This is a genomic window from Microbulbifer okhotskensis (genome assembly GCF_023895975.1).
GTDB lineage: Bacteria > Pseudomonadota > Gammaproteobacteria > Pseudomonadales > Cellvibrionaceae > Microbulbifer > Microbulbifer okhotskensis.
This window is the reverse complement of sequence record NZ_JALBWM010000007.1, coordinates 67,628-88,000: the sequence shown is the minus strand read 5'-3', so window position 1 is coordinate 88,000 and position 20,373 is coordinate 67,628. Positions and strand designations below refer to the sequence as shown.

At 49.4% G+C, this 20,373-nt stretch carries 26 protein-coding genes; 10 read left to right on the top strand and 16 right to left on the bottom strand.

The features are described from left to right. The first annotated feature begins 331 nt into the window (after positions 1–331). Positions 332–814: an N-acetyltransferase gene (locus MO867_RS03225; RefSeq protein ID WP_252464552.1), complete on the top strand. Its 483-nt coding sequence runs from the start codon at positions 332–334 to the stop codon at positions 812–814. A gap of 227 nt (positions 815–1,041) precedes the next feature. Further along, entirely contained in the window at positions 1,042–1,554 is a 513-nt protein-coding gene (locus MO867_RS03220; protein WP_252464551.1) for a DUF7716 domain-containing protein, read from the top strand. Between the two features lie 399 nt (positions 1,555–1,953). Here MO867_RS03220 and MO867_RS03215 read toward each other — a convergent pair whose 3' ends face one another. Continuing rightward, positions 1,954–2,637 (bottom strand): spermine/spermidine synthase domain-containing protein, encoded by a 684-nt coding sequence (locus MO867_RS03215; RefSeq protein ID WP_252464549.1) that lies wholly within the window; start codon positions 2,635–2,637, stop codon positions 1,954–1,956. Positions 2,638–2,799: 162 nt separating this feature from the next. Between MO867_RS03215 and MO867_RS03210 the strand changes: the two genes are divergently transcribed. Beyond that, entirely contained in the window at positions 2,800–2,940 is a 141-nt protein-coding gene (locus MO867_RS03210) for a DUF2986 domain-containing protein (protein ID WP_252464547.1), read from the top strand. A 483-nt stretch (positions 2,941–3,423) separates the two neighbouring features. Here the strand turns inward: MO867_RS03210 and MO867_RS03205 are convergent, their stop codons facing one another. From MO867_RS03205 to MO867_RS03190, 4 genes are all read right to left on the bottom strand, one after another. After that, positions 3,424–3,798, bottom strand: coding sequence for a hypothetical protein (locus MO867_RS03205; protein ID WP_252464546.1), 375 nt, complete (start codon positions 3,796–3,798; stop codon positions 3,424–3,426). Beyond that, entirely contained in the window at positions 3,791–4,345 is a 555-nt protein-coding gene (locus MO867_RS03200; protein WP_252464545.1) for a sigma-70 family RNA polymerase sigma factor, read from the bottom strand. The genes MO867_RS03205 and MO867_RS03200 overlap by 8 nt, the downstream gene beginning before the upstream one ends. A gap of 11 nt (positions 4,346–4,356) precedes the next feature. Beyond that, positions 4,357–5,100, bottom strand: a complete 744-nt coding sequence (locus MO867_RS03195; RefSeq protein ID WP_252464543.1) for a DUF6249 domain-containing protein — start codon at positions 5,098–5,100, stop codon at positions 4,357–4,359. Between the two features lie 119 nt (positions 5,101–5,219). Then, a complete protein-coding gene (locus MO867_RS03190; protein ID WP_252464542.1) occupies positions 5,220–5,516 on the bottom strand; it encodes a hypothetical protein in 297 nt (98 codons plus the stop codon). 57 nt (positions 5,517–5,573) lie between these two features. On the opposite strand from MO867_RS03190, the gene MO867_RS03185 reads away from it, so the two are divergent. The 3 genes from MO867_RS03185 to MO867_RS03175 all read left to right on the top strand — a co-directional run bounded on the left by MO867_RS03185 (position 5,574) and on the right by MO867_RS03175 (position 7,551). Beyond that, positions 5,574–6,290, top strand: a complete 717-nt coding sequence (locus tag MO867_RS03185; protein ID WP_252464540.1) for a DUF924 family protein — start codon at positions 5,574–5,576, stop codon at positions 6,288–6,290. Next, positions 6,290–6,907: a LysE family translocator gene (locus MO867_RS03180; protein WP_252464539.1), complete on the top strand. Its 618-nt coding sequence runs from the start codon at positions 6,290–6,292 to the stop codon at positions 6,905–6,907. Before MO867_RS03185 ends, MO867_RS03180 begins: the two co-directional genes overlap by 1 nt. A 344-nt stretch (positions 6,908–7,251) precedes the next feature. Next, positions 7,252–7,551 carry a YebG family protein gene (locus MO867_RS03175; RefSeq protein WP_252464538.1) on the top strand — a complete coding sequence of 100 codons (300 nt, stop codon included), beginning with the start codon at positions 7,252–7,254 and terminating at the stop codon, positions 7,549–7,551. A 97-nt stretch (positions 7,552–7,648) separates the two neighbouring features. On the opposite strand, the gene MO867_RS03170 is transcribed toward MO867_RS03175, so the two are convergent. The 3 genes from MO867_RS03170 to MO867_RS03160 all read right to left on the bottom strand — a co-directional run bounded on the left by MO867_RS03170 (position 7,649) and on the right by MO867_RS03160 (position 10,900). Beyond that, entirely contained in the window at positions 7,649–8,044 is a 396-nt protein-coding gene (locus MO867_RS03170) for an MAPEG family protein (protein WP_252464536.1), read from the bottom strand. Between the two features lie 145 nt (positions 8,045–8,189). Next, positions 8,190–9,491, bottom strand: a complete 1,302-nt coding sequence (locus MO867_RS03165) for an amidohydrolase family protein (RefSeq protein WP_252464534.1) — start codon at positions 9,489–9,491, stop codon at positions 8,190–8,192. Further along, a complete protein-coding gene (locus MO867_RS03160) occupies positions 9,488–10,900 on the bottom strand; it encodes an amidohydrolase (RefSeq protein ID WP_252464532.1) in 1,413 nt (470 codons plus the stop codon). The genes MO867_RS03165 and MO867_RS03160 overlap by 4 nt, the downstream gene beginning before the upstream one ends. Here MO867_RS03160 and MO867_RS03155 point away from each other — a divergent pair. From MO867_RS03155 to MO867_RS03145, 3 genes are all read left to right on the top strand, one after another. Further along, the gene (locus MO867_RS03155; RefSeq protein WP_252464531.1) at positions 10,889–11,212 is read left to right on the top strand and encodes a hypothetical protein; all 324 of its coding nucleotides are present in this window, start codon (positions 10,889–10,891) and stop codon (positions 11,210–11,212) included. The two genes, MO867_RS03160 and MO867_RS03155, sit on opposite strands and share 12 nt — an antisense overlap. Continuing rightward, a complete protein-coding gene (locus tag MO867_RS03150; RefSeq protein WP_252464530.1) occupies positions 11,213–12,844 on the top strand; it encodes a hybrid sensor histidine kinase/response regulator in 1,632 nt (543 codons plus the stop codon). Between the two features lie 385 nt (positions 12,845–13,229). Then, a complete protein-coding gene (locus MO867_RS03145) occupies positions 13,230–13,862 on the top strand; it encodes an acyloxyacyl hydrolase (RefSeq protein WP_252464528.1) in 633 nt (210 codons plus the stop codon). 76 nt (positions 13,863–13,938) lie between these two features. On the opposite strand, the gene MO867_RS03140 is transcribed toward MO867_RS03145, so the two are convergent. From MO867_RS03140 to MO867_RS03110, 7 genes are all read right to left on the bottom strand, one after another. Next, entirely contained in the window at positions 13,939–15,105 is a 1,167-nt protein-coding gene (locus MO867_RS03140; protein WP_252464527.1) for a glutathionylspermidine synthase family protein, read from the bottom strand. 458 nt (positions 15,106–15,563) lie between these two features. Further along, positions 15,564–16,178 carry a DUF1190 domain-containing protein gene (locus MO867_RS03135; RefSeq protein ID WP_252464525.1) on the bottom strand — a complete coding sequence of 205 codons (615 nt, stop codon included), beginning with the start codon at positions 16,176–16,178 and terminating at the stop codon, positions 15,564–15,566. Between the two features lie 12 nt (positions 16,179–16,190). Continuing rightward, the gene (locus MO867_RS03130) at positions 16,191–16,607 is read right to left on the bottom strand and encodes a DUF350 domain-containing protein (protein WP_252464523.1); all 417 of its coding nucleotides are present in this window, start codon (positions 16,605–16,607) and stop codon (positions 16,191–16,193) included. Between the two features lie 14 nt (positions 16,608–16,621). After that, positions 16,622–17,275, bottom strand: a complete 654-nt coding sequence (locus tag MO867_RS03125) for a YjfK family protein (RefSeq protein ID WP_252464521.1) — start codon at positions 17,273–17,275, stop codon at positions 16,622–16,624. Continuing rightward, positions 17,260–18,327, bottom strand: a complete 1,068-nt coding sequence (locus tag MO867_RS03120; RefSeq protein WP_252464557.1) for a potassium channel family protein — start codon at positions 18,325–18,327, stop codon at positions 17,260–17,262. Before MO867_RS03120 ends, MO867_RS03125 begins: the two co-directional genes overlap by 16 nt. Before the next feature lie 7 nt (positions 18,328–18,334). After that, entirely contained in the window at positions 18,335–19,030 is a 696-nt protein-coding gene (locus tag MO867_RS03115; protein WP_252464519.1) for a PspA/IM30 family protein, read from the bottom strand. Then, the gene (locus tag MO867_RS03110; protein ID WP_252464518.1) at positions 19,027–19,431 is read right to left on the bottom strand and encodes a DUF2170 family protein; all 405 of its coding nucleotides are present in this window, start codon (positions 19,429–19,431) and stop codon (positions 19,027–19,029) included. The genes MO867_RS03115 and MO867_RS03110 overlap by 4 nt, the downstream gene beginning before the upstream one ends. Positions 19,432–19,580: 149 nt before the next feature. On the opposite strand from MO867_RS03110, the gene MO867_RS03105 reads away from it, so the two are divergent. Next, complete coding sequence (locus tag MO867_RS03105) at positions 19,581–19,895, top strand: DUF6471 domain-containing protein (protein ID WP_252464516.1); 315 nt, start codon at positions 19,581–19,583, stop codon at positions 19,893–19,895. Positions 19,896–20,042: 147 nt separating this feature from the next. Here MO867_RS03105 and MO867_RS03100 read toward each other — a convergent pair whose 3' ends face one another. Continuing rightward, a complete protein-coding gene (locus MO867_RS03100; protein ID WP_252464514.1) occupies positions 20,043–20,345 on the bottom strand; it encodes a hypothetical protein in 303 nt (100 codons plus the stop codon). Between the last annotated feature and the right edge of the window lie 28 nt (positions 20,346–20,373).

The following is a 20,373-nucleotide window of genomic DNA, read 5'->3' as shown; positions in this document are numbered from 1 at the left end:
TTGTCCATAGCGGCGTATTCCTGGTTGGCTTTGTTTGGCAACAACAAATCAACCAGATACGCTACTTTCTTTCAAACCCTCAAACACCAGATTCGGTTATAACTCTATCATGGTAACTTCCACCCATTCACGCCTAGCTTAAGCAAGAGAAAACAAAACTTTACATTGAATCACCTTGGCAGCCCTCACATCGATCAATTATATTGCAAAACGTTAAAAATATTATACTTTCGCTAAGAACCTGCTGTATTCTTTCACATTAACAAATCATCACTCTCTCGCCTATAAATAGCTAAGATACCAACATCACAACTTTAACGTCGACAGTTATATGCGCCATTTAGAATACCGAAAACTCAATGAAATAGAGCCTAAAAAACTTTTATCTTTATTAAATAAAAAGACAACAAGACAGCATTTAGTTGATCATGCGCCATTCAACCCTGAGAGCATAGCCGAGTGGATAAATAGTAAGGTTGATACCGATTTCCGTCATGGCTGCAGGGTTAGAGCTATTACAATTGACAAGCAGCTGGCCGGATGGTGTGGCATTCAGCTCGAGGGACAGAATTATGAAATTGCCATTGTCATTGAAGACATCTATTGGGGGTTGGGAAGGCCAGTTTTTTTTGAAATGATGAGTTGGGCCAAAGAATTAGGTCACACCATAATCCATATACACCTCCTCAATACCCGACCCGAATACAATTTCTTGAAAAAGATAGCCAAGAAGGTCTATCAGAGTGATATTCTTGGAGGCAAATTTACAACTTACGAAATAGAGGTGGGCCAGGGAGGCCTAAAGGTTGGCTAAAAGGGCAAAGGCCAACCCTGAGCTAGAGAGACGACATGAGATTTCAACAGCTAGTGCAAGAATGGCAATACAATACGCTTTATTTCTGCCTTACAAAGCTGGACCAATAACTACAAGAGGGTCCTGCCATATGGAGGCGGTTCTTTTGGCTCTTAAAACCGGCTTGGCCAGCCATGCAGCGCTGTACCCCGAAAACCGCCACTAAAAATTTGAGATTCAGAATATCTATGGAGCCATTAATCAATATATTAAAACGTGCAAGTGAGCACCTTGAAGAAGGATGGCTATATCTACCAAAGGATAGAAAATGGAATCTGGACACTCCTAGCTTATTTATAGACATTGATGCATTGGAGGACAATGAAGTAGATGAGGACGATGAACCATTAATTGCACAGAAAAAAGGCCTCATCTCTATCCTGGACTCTGGCACTATTGAAGACATCGCTTCATTCGCCAAAAGGCTGAAATATGAATTTACAGATGATTTATTGCTAGAGTCACTTATTTACTACTACGACCACGATGCCTTTTTGCCGCATCCAGGATTCAAACCCAACTCGTCAAAGGAACAACAAGGAAATCTGGATCGAGATTTTTATGACCAGCTTGGTCTCGAAAGGGAGAGTATACATTGCAAAAGTGAATTGTGCCCAAGAGGCACTGTCAAACACAGCGTATATTGCAAACCTCATCATTTTGAAATGACTCTAAAGAAGCCCTGCCCGTTTATGGATTAGAAGGAAAACTTAACAAATCAAACGGTACGGTCACCCCCAGATTACTGCTGATTAACCTATAAATTCAGCACTGAAACTTATTTTTCCGCCCTTGCAGCAATAGATATTTTATATATCCTCATACTGGTGAGTGGCATTTAATATCCATATTTGCCTTTTAGCTCTGTGGCTTTTCTCGTGGCCACTCAATGGTAACGAGGAAATTAAACACAACGCTCTCAACATGCTCGATCCAGCCCCTCCCCACAGAAACGTTGAATTTACCGTAGGAACTGATTTCTCTGTAATAAAGCTGCGGGCATTAAAGTCGGCAAAATAGTGAAGCTATAAATCTGCTCCTACCCATTAAGCCCAATCCAGCGGCCCAAGCCAAGTAGGGCCATCTAATTGTCAGGTCCCTTACCTGGCCGATTTCTTTGCCAAAAATATAGTATGACGTGCACCTTTGCCTGGACGTTCACGCACCGTCGCTACTTCAACCTGAAATCCTGCCTTCCTCAGTCGATTAACATACATGTTATCGGGCCCTGCGGACCACACCGCCAGGATACCGCCAGGAGTTAGGCTGCTGTAGATACAGCTGGTCCCATCGATGGAATAAAGCCAGCTGTTATCGCTGTGGGTCAGCCCTTCGGGACCATTGTCGACATCCAGTAGTACGGCGTCATAACTGCACTCAGGCTTCACCAGCAAATCGCCTACATCGCCGATATGAACAACACAGCGGCTATCGTCCAGTGGCCGGCCAGCGCAGTCCCCCAATGCGCCACGATTCCACTCGACCACCTCGGGGATCAGGTCGGCGACGATGACTTCAGCGCAGGACGGCAGTACCTCGAGGGCGGCGGCCAACGTATAGCCCATGCCCATACCGCCGACAACGACGCGGGCGCTCTTGCGCTTGTTTAGGTGGGCGCAACCTTGCAATGCCAACTGCTGCTCACTGTTAAAGGCGCGGCTGCTCATTAACTCGCCACGAACCCCGGACAAGGTGATGGAGAACTCCTGGTCGCGTTGGCGTAGCTTAAGTGTGCCTCCATTGTTGGGAATATGGGCAGTACCGAGTTCGATCCAGGGTTTCATTGCATGGGCTCACTGTGGGGCGAAGGAAATACGGCGAGCAATGTAGCACAAGATCCCACCTCGTTGGTTAGCTGCGCCGATGACGCTAGAATGTTCGCAGTCCGCTTGCTATAGCGGTGAACCATACCAGTCGTCTATACCCTCAATCCCATCGAGTAAGTAATGAACCGCAAGAAAAAAGTCAACCAGATCCTGAAAAAGAAAGCCAAGAAGATTAACGACAAGCTCAACCCCAAGAGTAAGCCGCGATATGTATCCAAAGCCGAACGTGCCAAGCATGAGCAGGAAGCTGGAGAGGAGTAACCAGCAACGGCCAATAGCGCTTGTACATCTCATAGACATAGGCCCTCTCCAGCAATCTGAATTGACGCTGCGAGTAAAAATATCCGAGGAGTGAATCCAAGTCGGTAACGCCCAGCAACCTGGCTCACACAGGTGTTTTGATTCGCTTTATTAGGGCAATACCAGTGGCGTTTGAAAATAACGGGGTGCTACGGAACCTAGCGTCACCCTGAAAGAGAATCGCCTGACTTCATCAATGAAAACACCTATCGCTGCCAACCAGTCATCACACCTTGCGAATCGCAAGATGTGGCAACTTTAAGGCTTACACATGGCCGATAAAGGGAAATACAGGAAAGAAGTTTTGAGGATGCTCTTCAATCCTCAGGTATCACTGGGTACCGGGTACTTAGCAAGTAAGCCAGTTTGTTTTTAAGGGAGGATTGAGCACCCACCCCCTGGGATATTTAGGGAGTGTGTGCTGGATATGGGGTAAGAACGCGCTCAACGGCGAGCGGCAAAAATGCCCCCGGTCATCACCACTAGGGAGGAGGCAAGTCCAACGCCCACCAGGCTGTACAAGCTGATAGATTGCTTGGCAACCTCAGTGAGTATCTCGGCAAATGGGAATTGCCAGGCGACTACTCCCAAGGCCGCCGCTACAGCAATGTACTGATAACGGCTGGCGCGGCGCTTTGTACGATTGGGCGCCGCAGGCAAGGCCGCCATCACCCGATCACAAAAACCGTCATTATCCAAATGGGGCTCATTGAACTGCAGTTGTTCGCCCAACCAGGCATCGAACTCCTGGTCATTGCCCTCTAAAGCCATTTCACTCAAGGTATAACCCTTAGTGTTGCGCTGCTCAAAATTAACCATTTACCACCTCCTCACGCCAGGGCTGAAGCAAACTCCGCAGCTTGGCCCGAGCGCGGTTGACATGGGATTTTACCGTACCAAGCGGCAATTTCATAATGCCGGCCGCCTCCTCATGAGAAAAACCCCGATGCATACACAGGTGAATTGCCTGACGCTGGGCATCGCTCAGGGACTCCATGGCCGAATTCAGATCGCGGGCCATACCCAGCTGCCGGGACTCTTCGATACTCTCATTCGCCTGAGCCCTGTCCACCGCTTCCTGGTCCACATCGGGCGTATTCTTACGCTTGTGACTCATAACGAGATTATAGGCGATACGGTACAGCCAAGTGCTGAAACGGGCATCTCCCCTAAATGCCGGCAACGCCTTGTAGGCCTTGATAAAAGCCTCCTGTGCCATATCGTCTGCCAGGCCCTGGTCACCATCGCACAGCTGACAGAGCGAGAATCGCAGCTGTGATTGATAGCGACGAACCAGCTGGGCATAAGCCCGCTGGTCCCCGTCCTTGACGGCCCGCCTGATTAATTCCTCGTCATTGAGGTCCATACTCGGTGTTCCTACGCCTGCTTGTTATCTAGCTTCCAGTTCACATAGCGAGCCACACCGATAAACAGAGGGATCAATCCGAGACTGCCCACCCCTATTCCAGCCAGCGCTGAGAGAGAGAGGAATACTGCTGCACCTATTGCGATCAAGGTGATGCCGCGATCACTGGAATTGACAGGCTCCCTTTCCTCAAGCAGGTCTATAAGCTCAGGAGGGACGTCTCTACCATCCGCAACCATTCGATTGATGTTATTCATCACCAGTTGCTTTTTGCGGTAACTACTGCGTGTCACCAACCATACAATCAATACCGGCATCCCAAATACACAGAACAGCGCCACCACAGGAATTAGCCATGAATCATCATCGCCTTCGTGTGATGCGTGTCGATGAGCCCAGCGCTGACTTGCATGGTCGCGATCTGCTGAGAGGCCTATCCTGACGTTATCGGGTACGCTATTGAGGGTTTCACCGGTCACCTGGCCATCGATATCCAGGATGCCTTTGTCTTTAAGCCGCTCAATAATCTTTTGACTTAGCGGACCTCCAAACTCCCCGCCCAGATCAACCTGTACCTCGCTGCGCTCGCCGTTCTCACCTTGGGTTTTAATAGTGAGGACACCGTCTTCACGCATAATACGCACGCGCTTCTCGGGGCTGAAGTCAGAGGCTTCGATCTCCGGGGCTGGTGGAGGCTCAGGTATTACCTCACTACCCTCCTGTGCCCAGCTACCCAGAGCAATGCAAGATGCCATAATGGCAATCCAACAACGGATGGCCGCTTGGAAAGAATGTGGTTTTCTCGCTCTCATTACAGATTCTCTAATCGTTCTAGTTATCAGTGTTGTTACCGTCGGGGGCTGGTGACAATTGACTACATCACAGTCAAACGGCCCTTGGTATAGGGGTTGGCCGCTCCACCGCTCTGTACCTTGTCCTCGGCTATACGCACCGGGTAAGGTATCCCTTCGTCAACCTCTCCGCTTTTATCGATACACTCACTGAGCTTTTGCAGCATTTGCTGATCAATCTTTTGCGTGAGCTCTCGGCGAATCTTCCCAGAGGAGATTCCCACTCCAGCCGCTGCAACCTGTCCCGTGTGCAGGGCCGCAACTATCAATGATAGAGCGGCACAAAATTGTACCTTTTTAGATGACCTCAGACTAAACATTGTGATCTCCCAGTTTTCCCTTGTACGCCACTATGACGAGACTGGAAGCCCGGCTAGATGCAGCCAGAAAATATTTTTGCGCCAGTTCTGGAATACCTTTCCTATACAGGAGAACATCTATGGAATACCGGCTCAATCACCACCAATAAACTGGAATACGCCTTCGATATGACAACCCCCAAAGACATCCTGGCTTTTTGGTTCGGTAGCGCAGACCTTAAACACCAACCCCCCAGGCAATGCCGGGATTTATGGTTTGCGGCCACCCCTGAGGTGGATTCCTATGTTGCAGATCATTTCGGTACAATAACCACATCAGCAATCCAGGGCGAGCTGGGCCACTGGCACCTGACACTGGAAGGTGAGCTTGCGCTGCTGATACTTTGTGACCAACTATCCAGGAATATTAACCGAGGTACCGGCCTGGCATTCGCCGGTGACGCAAAGGCACTGAAGATCACTGAGGCGGTTATTCAGCGCGGAGCTACCGCCCACCTGGGCCTGTACCAGCAAGTTTTCTTGGGTATGCCTTTGGAGCACAGTGAGCTAGCCGAGACGCAGCAGCGCTCGGTAGATTACTTTCAACTGTTGCAGCAAACCTTCACAGAAGACAAAATTGCCGCACCCTATCTTCAAACACATTATCGATATGCCCTTGCCCACCAAGATATCATCACGCAATTTGGGCGTTTCCCTCACCGCAATGCGGCTTTGGGTCGAATATCCACTCCAGCAGAAACAGAATGGCTCGCACAAGGGGGCGGCTTTAAATAATGGATTTACTTAGTTGGTTATCTCTCGCGGGAATTTGTGCCCTCGGTGCCATGTCTCCGGGACCCAGTCTTCTTATCGTATTGCGCAGCGCTTCTTCAGGCCTGCAACAGGGTCTCGCCAGCGCCATTGCGCACGGAGCGGGAGTGGCGGCGTATGCCATTCTTACCGCATTCGGTCTAGCGGTATTGATTACCAGCTCACCGACAATTTTTAGTATTTTGCAGTGGGCCGGGGCCGCAATGCTTATCTACTTGGGCTGGAAAGCTCTGAGGGCACCCTCGCCCGGCTCTAGCGGCCCTGATGTACAACCTCCTCACCAGAGCGTAAGGCGCTCTATCGTCCAGGGCTTTGGAGTCGCCTTCTTCAACCCCAAAATCGCGCTTTTCTTTACCGCTCTTTTCAGTCAGTTTGTCTCTGAGCAACAGGCGCTGACAACCAAATTGGGCATGGCCGCCATGGTCTCTGGTGTAGATACTTTATGGTATTGCCTTGTGGTGCTCGCAGTACATGCCAGCCGCAGACGCCGGTTGATCAGCAAACATATTGGCCACCGTATCCAGCAGATATTTGGTGTTCTGTTAATTGGGCTGGCTGCTAAGCTCGTCCTCACCATCTAGCTTGGGGGAGCCGTGCTAGGCGCCCTTGTATGCATCAGAAGTGACTTACCCTCCCACTGAAGGTGACCCTGATATTCCCTGATTCTCTCCCACTAAAAAACAGGCCCGCAAGCGGGCCTGTAAAATAATGTAAAAACAACCAATTGCCCCGGGGGGAATGCGACTGGCTGTAGCCATATTATGACAGTGTTCACGCTCTATGGCGGACAAACCATCGCACGCCTAAGTCCGCTGGTCGCATCTCCTCTATTCACTTCTCCATCGTTGACACTGAATATTTATACAGTTACTGTACGGCCATACAAAAGATTTGGACAGTCTAATAGACGATTGGGAGGCATACGATGGCCGTAGTAGCTGTTTGGAAATGTGATAGAGACGGAGCAATGTTCGACAACAAAAAAGACGCTGAAGAACACGACAAGATGCTGGAGCTCGCCGCCAATATCACCTCGCTAATTGAGCGCCACATCGACGGCATTGATGAGCAGGTGGGTGAGGAAATCGGTCTGTTACTGGCCAAGCGTCGCGAAGCTCTGGCCAAAGCCTGTAAAGGAAAACCGGAAGCACTGCTCGAAGACGATGAGAGCAACGGGCAAGAAGGTGATGATGATCGTGTCACACCTCTTGTCGCCAATCAATAAGCGCGCCTAGTTCCACCCCGATAAAAAATTCACCCTTGTACGCAGATTCATCCCTGTACTCTGCCCGGCTACGCCGGGCTTTTTTATTTTGACCCGCTCAAAGAGCGATAACTGCCTTAACAATATTGATCACAGCCAAAACCAGTATCACCACCCAGCTGATCAATGTACCCCAGAAGCGCCCCATATGTGTTCCGCCTTTTCCCGCTGTAAGTCCGTAGGCATGTAGCGCCCGGGACACAACAAACAGAACCCCAAAAGTATGCAACCATATGGCAGAAAGCCCACCCAGCTCTGCAGCCAGCAGTAGCAGTAATGCAATCGGCGTGTACTCGACAGCGTTAGCGTGTACTCGCACACGGATTTCATTGAAACGATCGTTTCCCGTTCCAATACCAACTCGCTTTGTACGGCGGAATTGAACCACTCTGGCAGCGAGATAAATAATAAGAAGTGCACAAAGCCCAGTGTAAAGTGCCGTTATATTGGCCATATCTATTCCTTGTTCTTATCGATTTGGCTGGGGAATATATCCTGCAAAGCAAAGCCCCCGCTACACAATTCCTGCGCAATCGGCTGGACCTTTCACCTCAACTTATCGAGCTAAAAAAAGCGGGCATTTGGCCCGCTTTTTCAATCTAGCGTTTGTAACCGAAATCATGCCCCTTTGTGGGTTTGAGATGTCTATCTCGCAAGCGCGTTGAGCGTGTGGTCAGGGACTGCCTCTCCCCATCTATCAGTACCTGTTCCGGGTAACTGGTGACCTCTAGTGGATCACCACTCCAAACAACAATATCTGCAACTGCCCCCGGCTCCAGGGTGCCGCCCGACAAGCTGAAGATCTCCGCAACATTACTGCTAATCGACTTTAATGCTTCCTCATAAGGCAAACCGTTGGCAACAGCATTTCCGGCAGACTGACGGGAGAGGTAAACATTGTGGGTAGACGCATAGCCGGGACCACTGATCGCTACCTTGACACCAGCCTTGGTCAAGAGAGCGGCATTATCAAGGCGTGCGCCCAAGCTTGAGAAGGAGCCCGGAACATTGTTAATTGCATCAATCACCACCGGCACCCGAGCCTGTGCCAGCGTATCTGCAACCATCCACCCCTCTGCAGCCCCAAGAATAACGAGCTTTACCCTGAATGCCTTGCCAAGCTCAATCACTGAGAGAATATCGCTGGCACGATCGGCGGTTACCATCAATGGCTCCTGCCCTTTGATTACTGACTGCAACGCTTCCAAATCTGCCAAACGGTAATCCATATCCCGCCACTGACCCCGGCGAATAGCCGCGCGATTGTCACGGTATTCTTGTGCCTCTCGCAGGGCGTTTTCAACTTTGGCATAAGCATTGGCGCGGCTACCACCAGCCAACTGACTGCCGGGCTCACCCAGATAAGCTTTTTGCGCAACATCTTTTGCTTCAAAGCTATCAAACTTGCCACTCAGTTTGATCGCAAAACTGCGCCCGGCAAATACTCGCTGCGCCTCCACAGCCCCGCTATCCCAGGTACTGATACCGGGGAATACCACTGCACTGGTCACACCACCCGCGCGATTAAACGGGATCAGTGTGGATTTGGGGTTGTAAGCCGGTACAGGATTGAAGGCGCTGCCTATGCTATCTCCGGTAACCATATGATCGTTGGTGGCGCTGGCCGCACTAATCTCCACCAATCCCAACTCGGAAATTGGCGCTATCACGCCGGGAGTCACAACTTTACCCTGAGCATTAATGACCTGGTCTGCTGACACATCCAGAGAGGCAGCTACCTGCTGAACCTTGCCGTCGACAATCAGCACATCGGCGGAATCCAGACTGCCCTGCCCCGCCAGAGTATGCACCTTGCCTCCCTTAATCAGGACGGTATTTGCCTGACCCGCTGCCGCCATCAGACCAAGGGCCAGCGTACAATATACAGCTATTTTTTTCACAGTCGCTCTCCCTCTGCCTCAAGAATACCCAGCTCAAAGTCACTGCGTGGCTGACGATTTTTATCAGCACGATCAAACATCAATTCACCATCAATAAACACTTGGTCCGCATGGGTGTAAACGCTGAAAGGATTGCCAGACCAAACTACCACGTCGGCCATCTTGCCCTTTTCCAGGCTGCCTGTTTGATCGGCAATACCCAGCGCTTTTGCTGGATTTAAACTCATCCAGACAACGGCATCTTTTGGCTGAATATCAAATCCTGCACGACGCCCTGCTGTCATTGCCTTGGCCACCTCTTCGTTCAAGTGCTGAGCACTAACACCGGAGTCTGAATGGATCATTGCACAGGCCTTTGCCTGATCAACAATAGCGATGTTGGCCTCGGTCATATCAAAGGCTTCATGCTTAAAGCCCCACCAGTCGGCCCACATCGCCGCACAGACATTGTTTTCGGCGAGCAGATCGGCCACTTTGTAGGCTTCAACGGCGTGGTGGAAGGTGGAAATCTGGAAGTCAAATTCATCGGCTATATCCATCATCACCGCCATTTCTTCGCCGCGGTAGCAGTGGTTATGCACGAGAATATCGCCGTTAAGTACACCCGCCAATGTCTCCATCTGCAGATCTCGCTCAGGCTCATCACCTCCGTTCTCGACGTACTCTTCCCATTCCTGCTTGTACTTGCTGGCCTGAATCCAAGCGCTGCGATAACCCGCTACATTACCCATACGCGTGGATGGTGCATTGCCCTTACCGCCATAAACCCGCTTGGGGTTTTCACCACAGGCCATCTTTAAGCCATAGGGGGCACCGGGGAACTTCATGTCCTGGACGCTGCGGCCGGGAACATTTTTCAAAGTAACACTGCGCCCGCCAAAGAGGTTCGCAGAACCAGGTAATATTTGCAGCGTGGTTACACCGCCAGCAAGTGCCAACGGAAACTGGGGATCCTGGGTCCAGACCGAGTGCTCAGACCATACTTCTGCTGTGTTCGGCGAAGTCATTTCGTTGCCGTCCTGAGTGGACTCAATTTCAGGGGCCGGGTAATCCCCCAGGTGAGAGTGCACATCGATAATGCCTGGTGTTACCCACTTGCCCTTGCCATCAATAACGAGTGCATCTGCCGGCGCTTTGAGATCCTTGCCGATCTCCTTGATCTTGCCATTTTCCAACAACAAATCGGCACTTTCCCTCTGCTCACCAGTGCCAGTCAGTAGTGTTGCGCCCTGAATTAGCACCGGACGTGACTGGGTCAAAGAATAAGTGGAAGGAAAAGCATCCAGGCGAGCGAAATCCAGGGATCTTTGCTCACTGTCAACACGCTTCTCACCGCAGGCGGACAACAATATCGAGGTACTGAGCAGAACCGCGATACTGCGCCCGAAGAACCGGGAATGCAGCTGCATAGTAAATCATCCAATGGTTTTGATTATGGCGGTGCATGCTACCAGTTTGAAACACGATCGCCACCCACCAAATTGTCACAAACGGCTGGCAAGGGATCAGACGACTTGCCGTCCGTGGCCATCACTTGCCGTCACCATTTACCCCCTGTCATCGACAACCCACCGGTGACAGTCAGGATTAAAAAGAACCGCCAGTCATCAAAGAATGTCTACACGGTCAAAATATATACGCTTGCCTATATACTTTTTCATATCTTCATGGTGGAATTTCTGGCGAAAAATCAGACAAGCGCCACTCAGGAGGAGATATAGGTGATTAAGGAAAACAATTTACCCATTTTTCCCTCCTCACCAGCCATTGTTTCCGCATCGGATCGAGGTTCAAGCCAGGTCTATGAAGCCCTAAGAAAGAGCGAGGAGCGCTACCGGGAGTTGGTAGAGCATGCCAACTCAATCATCATGCGCTGCGATCAGCACGGGCATATCACCTCCTTTAATGAATACGCCCAACAATTATTTGGCTATTGCGAAGCTGAAGTGGTAGGCAGGCATTTAATCGGCACAATTGTACCCGCCAGCGAAACGAGCGGTCGAGACCTTCGACAGCTGATGGAGCATATCTGCCAATTCCCGCAGGAACACCGCTACAACATTAATGAAAATATTACCAAGTGCGGAAAAAGGGTATGGATCGCCTGGACTAACAAAATAACTTCCGATGAAAAAGGAAATCCCACAGGCATTCTCAGTATCGGGTCCGATATCACCAAGCAACGCCTATTGGAAGAGGAGCTGCGACAAGCACAAAAAATGCAAGCCATCGGTGAACTGGCAGGCGGTATAGCGCATGATTTCAACAATATGATTCACGGTATTAGCGGCTATGCCGAGGTTATCCAACAGATATCCACGGACATACGCATTAATGAATATACCAATCATATTCTCACTACCGCCCGCCACGCCTCCGAGCTGACCAAGCAACTTCTGACCTTTGCCCGAAAAGGCAAATATCAACTAAAAGCTTGCAACACCCACGAAATTATTCGCGATGTCTGCGCCATGCTGGCTCGTACTATTGACCGCAGAATTGAAATAGATCAACAGCTAAAAGCAAACCGACCCCATATTATGGGCGATCCCGCACAGCTGAAAAGTGCACTTCTGAATATTGGGATCAATGCTAAAGATGCAATGCCTTCAGGTGGCTCACTAACCTTTGGTACCACTAATGTCTCCATCGATAAGCCCATCTCAATTGCAGATTTTGAAATTCCAGCTGGGCACTACCTATTAATCACGATTACCGACAACGGCAGTGGCATGTCCGACGAGATTCGACTTCGTATCTTTGAACCCTTTTTCACAACCAAGGAAAGCGGGCGCGGAGCCGGGCTGGGACTGGCTGCGGTACATGGAACAATACACTTGCACAAAGGTGCGATTCAATGTAATAGCTGGGAAGGAGAAGGCAGTTGTTTTAAACTGTACCTGCCCATTTCCAAAGCACCGATAATAAAGCAAACATACCAGGCCAAGAAGCTGGCCAAAGAGCGCAGATTGCGCATTATGGTGGTGGACGATGAGGCGATAGTCCGCACCTACTCCAAGGCATTATTCGAAATGAATGGGCACAGTGTGGTGGCCTTCGCCACCGCCGAGCAAGCCATATCCTATTATCGGAAATATAGTGACCAAGTGGATTTGGTTCTACTAGACATGATAATGCCCGGCATGGATGGTCAGGAGCTCTTCGCTTTCTTAAAACGCATAAACCCTAACGTTAAAGCAATACTATCGACTGGTTACAGCGTTGACAGCAAGGTGCAAGAAGTTATTGCCGAAGGAGTACTCGACTGCATTCAAAAGCCATTCACCTTTGAACGCCTCACTAAAAAAATTGAAGAAATGATTGCCAGTGGAAAGATTAACCTGCCATCCTAATCCAGTTTTCGTCGCTCAATTTTCCATATGAGAAAAGCATCTCTCATATAGTAGGAAATATTTCTCGCCCCTGTACGCTTGCTTTCAATGAGTAAACAGAAACCAAAGATCAGCCTTGATCACCACTGCTGTCACTTGTTTTCCCCCACTGTCGTGACAGCTATTATCCAGCAAGAAAAAGGCGTCTCAATACAGACTCTCGATGCCCATCATCAATTGAAAGCGCATAAGTTCAATCCTGACTTCCTCTCCCTGCCCACCCCAACAGACCTATTTCCGCCGGTCTCTGTCTACACTAAAAAAACAACCCAGATGATTTTTAGTTTTTCCCTTACCAATCATTTTCTTGTAGTCGCAACTTGTAGTAGGAAAGGTAGGATCAGGGATGATGTTGTACTGGATCGCTCGCAGGGTCAGCCTGCCACTGGTTTTCACTTCACTATTGCTACCTGGCTTTGCATCAGCCGAGCCGGCAAAAAACCCAGACAAACGCTGGGCTGCCATTGTTGGCGCCGGCCCGGGATTCTCCAATCGTCGCAATGAACTCACTCAATACCGTCTAGCAATATCGAAAGACTTACCCTGGCAGTGGAGCCTGACTGAGAAGTGGACAGTCAAGACGCGCCTGGAAACCAGTTACTTCGAGTGGAGATCCAGCTTGGACGATGGAGATCCCAGCGTGTCCAAACGTGGAGAAGATCTGGTTCATGGGATGTCGCTGAGCCCAGTATGGCGACTTGAGTATTTGCCACAATGGGAAGTGCCCATTTTTCCGTATTTTGAATTTTCTGTGGGAGCTAGCTATATCACCGAATCCAATATTGTGAGTAGAAAGACAAACCACACCACTTTGGGCTGCCATTTTCAATTCGAGGATCGTATCGGATTAGGATCTGACTTCGGCAGTGAACGTCGCTGGGGAGTAACTACTTACGCAATGCACTACTCGAATGCAGGTACTTGCTCTGAAAATTCAGGAGTGAATTTCTTTGAATTACGCCTGCACTACAATTTTTAAGCAATGCGTAAAAAATAAAGTGATAGTAAGAGAAAGTAAACCGGCAGTAACTGTCCCTGCCGGTTTACTTGATGGATCATAGAATCACATGCGGAAGATAGCGGCTCATGTCTTGTGTGATCAAGTTAGAATCTTCACGAATCGATATCCCCGCCGCCAGGTCGTCAACAAGCCAACTACCCACCAGAGTATAATTCTTGCCAAACTGAGGCAGTGGGTGCATGGCTTGGTAAATGAAACCTTCCTGACCATAAGGCCCATCAGATAGCAATTTGGAGTCTGTCCCGCGCACAACGGAGATGTTGCCTCCTTCCCGCGAGAATATCGGCTTCTTTACCAGCTCGGAAAAATCGGCCGCTTTATCCAGCTCATCCTCAAAAAAAGAAGGCAGCAAATTGGGGTGCTCGGGAAACAATTTCCACAGCATCGGCAACAGCGCTTTATTGGACAGAATCGCCTTCCACGGCGGCTCCAACCATCGCACATTGTTGCTTCCCAGAAACTCACCAAACTCTTCCTGCAACATAAACTCCCAAGGGTACAGTTTGAACATCCAAGTGATTACCTGGTCATTTAAATCTGTAAACTGGCCCGTTGCATCACGGCCGATATCTTCAACAAAAATAAAATGATTGCTGATGCCAGCCTCTGATGCACAATCCTGCAGGTACTGAACGGTACCTCGATCTTCCTCGGTATCTTTACAGCAAGAAAAATGTAATTCGCGCCCAGGGGTCAGGTATTGAAGGTCGTGAAAACGATTGACCAATTTCTCCTGCAGACTATTGAATTGGTCTGCTTGTAACGGCAGTGCCCGTCTGTCTACGTTGTCCTGCAACCACAGCCACTGCCAAAAGCCAGTTTCATATAAAGACGTGGGCGTATCCGCATTGTTCTCATAAAGCTTTGCCGGCCCCTGACCGGAGTAGGCAAAATCCAGCCGGGAATATAAGCAGGGGTCGCCATTGCGCCAGGAAGTTCGCACAAAATCCCAGTGCTTCTCTGGGATACAAAACCGCCTGAGCAATTCCTCATCCTCAAGGACACGGGCGACAACATCGAGGCACATTTGGTGAATTTCTTCGGTAGGCTCTTCGATATGCTTTTCTATCTGCTCCAGAGAAAACTGATAGTAAGCGGTCTCGTCCCAATAGGGTTTTCCATACATCGTATGGAAGTGAAACCCAAATTCCTGCGCCCGCTCTTGCCAGTGTGGGCGCTCACTAATTGGCAACCTCAACATCGATCAGTCTCCCCTACCACTTGACTCGCTATTATTAACTGTATCTGACACCCACATGTCTGGGCGACTAGCTTGAGTAACATCAATCTCTGAGCGATCACCACGGAATCAATCAGAATAATTCTGAGATGTATCGTAACAAACAAGCGCATTTTAAGACTGAACATCAAGCCCAGTCAGATATAACTTTTCTCTTTGATAATTAGCTGTTTTCTGCACTGAGTTTTTTGTATAACGGATTACCGTCATATTGACCGTAACTGACATACAGTGGCAAATGCCGATGGCTATCTAAATGAGGCTGTGGGAGGCAAGAGAGCAGCCCAAGCATCATTGGACGGCCACTCTCTATTTTTGTGCTGTCGACTATTACAGAGGAAAGTGGCAGCAGTCTTAATTCAAGATTGCCAAACTTAAGCCTTCCAATTGGAGACTCGTCATCAGTACATCAAATTGGATCAACCTCCCCAACTGCGAGAACTACCGCTGCTGGAGCGACCGCCGCCCCAATTGGACTTAGCCGAAGCCACCGCTCCAAATCCTCCGCGGGAAACCGTTTTCGTCACTTTGGGTTTTGGCTCCATGGCACTCTTGCCCACCTTATAGGAGGAGCGGCCATAATTTCCGATTACCTGACCATCGGCAGTCATCAATCTGTCGCGGTAGCGAGAGCCGGAATAGCGGTAGACCGGATTGTAGCCCGAAGAGTAATAGCCCCGGTCTCTGTCATTGAGCATGGAGGCAACCATAAAGCCCGTCATCAGTGGCATCCAGAAGCCACCGCTGGACTGATGGCAAGAACCAAACTCTGCCTCACACTGAGCCGCACGGGAATACTTTGGCCCAGTGCGCTCAGCCTCGTCCAGTGCGCGCTGATACGCGGCCTCACACTGAGCCTTATCCAGCTGGGTTTTCGTCACACAATCATCGACTGAAGAGACAACTTTCACTTCCTCATCAGAGGAACAACCCACCAAGGCTGCTGCCACACCAAGGGCTAGAGGGCGTAACAGGAAATTCGCCCCCACTCTCTTGCGCATCCGTGCCAGGTCAATATTTTTGCTACGTTTCATGACCACCCCTATTTAGTAGCTCATGCAAGCGGCATTCAGCACACCAACAGCTATCGTTGTTGCGGCCAACATAATACCTGCGCTTATTTCCCCATCCTCAATACGCTCAACAATACGTGGCATAAACCCAAAGCGAATAATAGCGAAGGCAATCAACTGGGCAATCAGAGCAACCAGAGCCCAAGTCGCAAAATCAATAATGGATACAGAGTTACTGGCTGCACCGCCAACGGCAATCGCAAAACCCAAGACCGCACCGCCAAAACCTATGGCTGCCGCTGCATTTTTATCTTCACGGATCAACTTCCACTCATCGTGTGGAGTCACCAGGGCGTACAAGAATTTAAACGCAATCAAAAATACCAGTGACAGACCAAAATAGGCCGAAAAATGTAAGATACCAGTCAGTAAATCATAAGGCTGGTCCATTAAAAATCTCCTTATTATCCATGTATTGTCAATTGTGAAGGGGTCAAAGTAATACCGGTACTAATCACCAGACTGCGGCTCAAATAGCCTGCATCCTCTTCTTTTTCTTCAGCCGAAAGAAAAAGGGATTCCGTTTGTTGGTCAGATAACTCGCGCTCAAAAAGCATGGTGAATTGATCTGTTAGCGAGTAATCACCCTCTTCATCATATGTTTTTTCTGCCATATGTACAGGGTTGTGATAATCCCCCGCTGCAGTCCAGACTCGGCTATATGAGCGATCCTGTAATTGATAACTAGACGTACCCATTTCGCTCTCCAACAGTTTTTTCCAAGCCTGTTCTGAGCCAATGTCCAAAGTATCGTAGAAATGAAATAGCTTAACATCGACTACGTGCTCATCCCGCTGTCCGCCTTCGGCAATGACCTGCAGCCAGGCATCATCATCCGTATAAAAGCGATAGATCCAGGTACCATCCAACTCAACGACTCCGGCCGCCTTGATGATTTGAGTAGGCGAACAGGATTCTATGGTCAACTCATCCAGAATTAAGCGAATGGCCAAAGGATCCAGTTCAAAACTTGCTCCGAGTCTTAGGCCCATGATTTCCGGCGTTTTGACTGCTGGAGTATCCTTTCCCTTTATTTTATTTATCAGTTTGGTAAACATGTACCAACACCTTCTTCGTTACTCTTGATATCGAAACAAGCTTTTCCATCCAGCCGGTTCGCAGAAATGTAGTACAGCATATCACCTTGGGAAACCTGATCTGTCAATCCGGGGTTTACATCAATTTTCACTACACCCTTTCGGCGCACCGCTATTAAAGTGGCTGAAAGTTCCCGCTTAAAGTGATCGAACAACTCACCCACCGGAAGCGGCGCCTCACCTCGGTATTCAACACTGTACTGTGTCATCCCATAGGTGCTATCGAGCAATTGTCGATGCAGGCGTGCCGAACCAGGATCAAGCGAAGATTTTGCCAGCATTTCCACGGCAACTGATGGGATACATTCGATATTTGGACAGTGAGCACGCAATAGATCGCCGACATTTTCGTCCTGAAAATAAGCCGTTTTATGGCTGTTCGGGCTGAGCCTATCGCAAAATAAAGCCGTGGTAAGAGTTACATCATCAAGAGGATTATCAATGATAATTCGAGCCGCATTAGCAAGCCCAGCCCGCTGCATACTCTCGGTATGAGAAAATGATTCCACCCGAACAAAATCAATTTTACCCGGCATCGGGTTTTCAATGTCAGCTTCAACACAGAGAACAATCTCTGCCGCACTTCCATTCGTCTTAGAGAGCAGCAGCTCAATGAGGCGAAGCGTTCTCGTACCGTTCCAGCCAATGATAACGGTATGATCGATATGGTTGGTCATACGCAAGCCCTTCTTACCGCGATGTACAAATTCTGAAATCGCAAAGCCAGCTTTAGTAATCACCATTGCAAACAAACTGAGACCAACGGGGATAACCCAAGCGGCGACGATCACTTTACCCTGGGGAGTTACAGGAGAAAAATCTCCATAACCTACGGTCGAAGCAGTAACTACCAACCAATAAAAGAAATTTTCACCTGCGACAATATCGGCTTCACCGGCAGCTCTCAGAAACCCATAGGAGCTGAGTACATAGACAGTCAGTGCTATGAGGATGGTCGCTACATTAGCCCGAATGAAAAGCGACGCCAGAAGGCGCCGCATTCGATATAGCATCACTGTATTAAGCCTTTTCGCGGCCCGCTAACAGTTGAGCCAATTTGTCATTACCACTCACTTCACCGCCGGGCTTGATACCCGCCGCTTTCAGCTTGGCATCGAGACTACTGTCCGTTTCTTCGGAGGCCAGCTCTTCAGCTGCCTCAAGCTCTGCAGCACGCTGCTCTTGTTTATTTTTGATCCTGTCCAGACTGTCCAACGCTGTTTTGATTTTGCTGTTGGCGCCCATATGACGGGAGGAGACAGCTACCTGCGCCTTCTGCACAGACTCGGTGGCCTTAATCTGGTCGATCTGTTGCTCCATACGGCGCACATTGGTCTTGGCCTGAGTGATATTACCCTTGAGGGTAGTCTCTGAGTTCAGGAAGCCATCCAGAATGCTGCGTTCAGTCTCAAGCTGGGTTTCCAGCTCCGTAACGCGCTCGGCACATTCGAGAGCAAGCGCATTATCGCCCTTTTCACTCGCATTGATGGCGTGAGTACTGTACGTCTCAACATCGGCTTTCAGCGCCTGAACCTTGCTTTCAACAAGTTTGCGCTTAGCCATGATTTTAGTCAGATTTTCATCGCAAGCTTTCAATTCTGCCTTTGCCTCGCGTAACTCTTGGTCAAGAATACGTATTGACTGGCTGTCCGCTACTGCTTCACTACCTTCGTTTACCGCGCCTTTTAAGGCAGTCCAAATTCTTCTTAGGCTCATGCTACACCCTCCGTTTCAAAATGATCGGCATACAAATCCAGGAAATCCCCTACATTGGAAAACAGGGTTTCAACTTCCTCGATTACAACTTCGTCCTTACTGGATACTGAAAGAGCACCGAAAGCGACATAGTAATTTTCACCACCAATATTTTTGATCGCAATGGCCGTCAGCGGCACCAGCTGATGCGTTTGCAGAACCATTTCATTCAGTGCTGCCACATCATCTACCTGGCTTACAGGAAACAGGATACTCTCTACCACGATCTGCTTCTCGCCAACGTAAACAAATGCATCGACGCCTTCATCGTTGGAAATGCTGAGGCAATCCCCCTCAGACTCCACCACCCATCCAGTATGGTTTTCCGCCAATTGGCGCAGGTTCTCATTGTTCCAGGTCATTTCAACTCCCTCTCTGTGGAATATTGGTCACAAATATAGCACCAAAAAATCTGCGGTCAATAACTTATTACAAACTAATGTTGCAAATAATACACATAAAGATAATATTTACCACATTGGTGATAATGAAATAGGACGGAGTAGAGCCCATGGACCACACGCAAAGCCTGAGCAATCAGCAAGCACTGACCCCCTACAAAAAGGCCATAGCCCGTTATGTACGCGCATCGATGGCGCTAAAAGGCATGCGGTATGGGGATCTCGCCCAAGCACTGGCCGAGAGAGGAATTTCAATGACGCCGGAAAACCTGCGTAGCAAAGTGAGCAAATGCATGTTTTCAGCAGATCTGCTGGCGGCCATCATCGATGCCATGTCAGCTGAGGACAGCGCCATGCTTGAAATCCTCAAGCAGGCCCGCGAGCTGCAAGATCGAGGACTCTATGCCGACCAGACGAAAAACTAACACGCCGGTCCCCCAGACACCAGTACACGCCATCACACTTTGGTTGCACGACTGGGCTTGAGTAAAAGTTCCAGGCCAAAGCCAGTTCACATCATTAAAAGTGAATCGATAACGCTGAAAGTCAGCCGCACTTCTGCACCAAGCGCCCTAGTAGTGTTGCAGTTTGACCACAGGCTCACCGTTACCACATTTGCCAACCACTTCGGGCTCTGACAGTTTCGCACCTGCAGGAATCACTTTATTGGTTGGCCACCACACAAAGCAGGCATATCTAAAATTGACCGCCCAGTTGCAGTAAAGGCGCCCTTCATCTTCCTCATAAAAACGCGCCTGACAGAAGCTCAAAGTGGGGCTGCGCAACCCCTGCACCTGCTGGGCATCAGCCAAAGTGACCTGTGCAGCAGCAAGCACAACCAGCCAAATAAAGAAATTCAGCAACCGGGATTTCATAGGCGCACTCTCGGGACTTTGTTCAAAG

What these genes read in the sequence shown, in the direction of transcription:
- MO867_RS03225 (WP_252464552.1), top strand. Translation starts at nt 332, where the DNA reads ATGCGCCATTTAGAATACCGAAAACTCAATGAAATAGAGCCTAAAAAA.
- MO867_RS03220 (WP_252464551.1), top strand. Translation starts at nt 1,042, where the DNA reads ATGGAGCCATTAATCAATATATTAAAACGTGCAAGTGAGCACCTTGAA.
- MO867_RS03215 (WP_252464549.1), bottom strand. Translation starts at nt 2,637, where the DNA reads ATGAAACCCTGGATCGAACTCGGTACTGCCCATATTCCCAACAATGGA.
- MO867_RS03210 (WP_252464547.1), top strand. Translation starts at nt 2,800, where the DNA reads ATGAACCGCAAGAAAAAAGTCAACCAGATCCTGAAAAAGAAAGCCAAG.
- MO867_RS03205 (WP_252464546.1), bottom strand. Translation starts at nt 3,798, where the DNA reads ATGGTTAATTTTGAGCAGCGCAACACTAAGGGTTATACCTTGAGTGAA.
- MO867_RS03200 (WP_252464545.1), bottom strand. Translation starts at nt 4,345, where the DNA reads ATGGACCTCAATGACGAGGAATTAATCAGGCGGGCCGTCAAGGACGGG.
- MO867_RS03195 (WP_252464543.1), bottom strand. Translation starts at nt 5,100, where the DNA reads ATGGCATCTTGCATTGCTCTGGGTAGCTGGGCACAGGAGGGTAGTGAG.
- MO867_RS03190 (WP_252464542.1), bottom strand. Translation starts at nt 5,516, where the DNA reads ATGTTTAGTCTGAGGTCATCTAAAAAGGTACAATTTTGTGCCGCTCTA.
- MO867_RS03185 (WP_252464540.1), top strand. Translation starts at nt 5,574, where the DNA reads ATGCAGCCAGAAAATATTTTTGCGCCAGTTCTGGAATACCTTTCCTAT.
- MO867_RS03180 (WP_252464539.1), top strand. Translation starts at nt 6,290, where the DNA reads ATGGATTTACTTAGTTGGTTATCTCTCGCGGGAATTTGTGCCCTCGGT.
- MO867_RS03175 (WP_252464538.1), top strand. Translation starts at nt 7,252, where the DNA reads ATGGCCGTAGTAGCTGTTTGGAAATGTGATAGAGACGGAGCAATGTTC.
- MO867_RS03170 (WP_252464536.1), bottom strand. Translation starts at nt 8,044, where the DNA reads ATGGCCAATATAACGGCACTTTACACTGGGCTTTGTGCACTTCTTATT.
- MO867_RS03155 (WP_252464531.1), top strand. Translation starts at nt 10,889, where the DNA reads ATGCAGCTGCATAGTAAATCATCCAATGGTTTTGATTATGGCGGTGCA.
- MO867_RS03160 (WP_252464532.1), bottom strand. Translation starts at nt 10,900, where the DNA reads ATGCAGCTGCATTCCCGGTTCTTCGGGCGCAGTATCGCGGTTCTGCTC.
- MO867_RS03145 (WP_252464528.1), top strand. Translation starts at nt 13,230, where the DNA reads ATGATGTTGTACTGGATCGCTCGCAGGGTCAGCCTGCCACTGGTTTTC.
- MO867_RS03140 (WP_252464527.1), bottom strand. Translation starts at nt 15,105, where the DNA reads ATGTTGAGGTTGCCAATTAGTGAGCGCCCACACTGGCAAGAGCGGGCG.
- MO867_RS03135 (WP_252464525.1), bottom strand. Translation starts at nt 16,178, where the DNA reads ATGAAACGTAGCAAAAATATTGACCTGGCACGGATGCGCAAGAGAGTG.
- MO867_RS03130 (WP_252464523.1), bottom strand. Translation starts at nt 16,607, where the DNA reads ATGGACCAGCCTTATGATTTACTGACTGGTATCTTACATTTTTCGGCC.
- MO867_RS03125 (WP_252464521.1), bottom strand. Translation starts at nt 17,275, where the DNA reads ATGTTTACCAAACTGATAAATAAAATAAAGGGAAAGGATACTCCAGCA.
- MO867_RS03120 (WP_252464557.1), bottom strand. Translation starts at nt 18,327, where the DNA reads ATGCTATATCGAATGCGGCGCCTTCTGGCGTCGCTTTTCATTCGGGCT.
- MO867_RS03115 (WP_252464519.1), bottom strand. Translation starts at nt 19,030, where the DNA reads ATGAGCCTAAGAAGAATTTGGACTGCCTTAAAAGGCGCGGTAAACGAA.
- MO867_RS03110 (WP_252464518.1), bottom strand. Translation starts at nt 19,431, where the DNA reads ATGACCTGGAACAATGAGAACCTGCGCCAATTGGCGGAAAACCATACT.
- MO867_RS03105 (WP_252464516.1), top strand. Translation starts at nt 19,581, where the DNA reads ATGGACCACACGCAAAGCCTGAGCAATCAGCAAGCACTGACCCCCTAC.
- MO867_RS03100 (WP_252464514.1), bottom strand. Translation starts at nt 20,345, where the DNA reads ATGAAATCCCGGTTGCTGAATTTCTTTATTTGGCTGGTTGTGCTTGCT.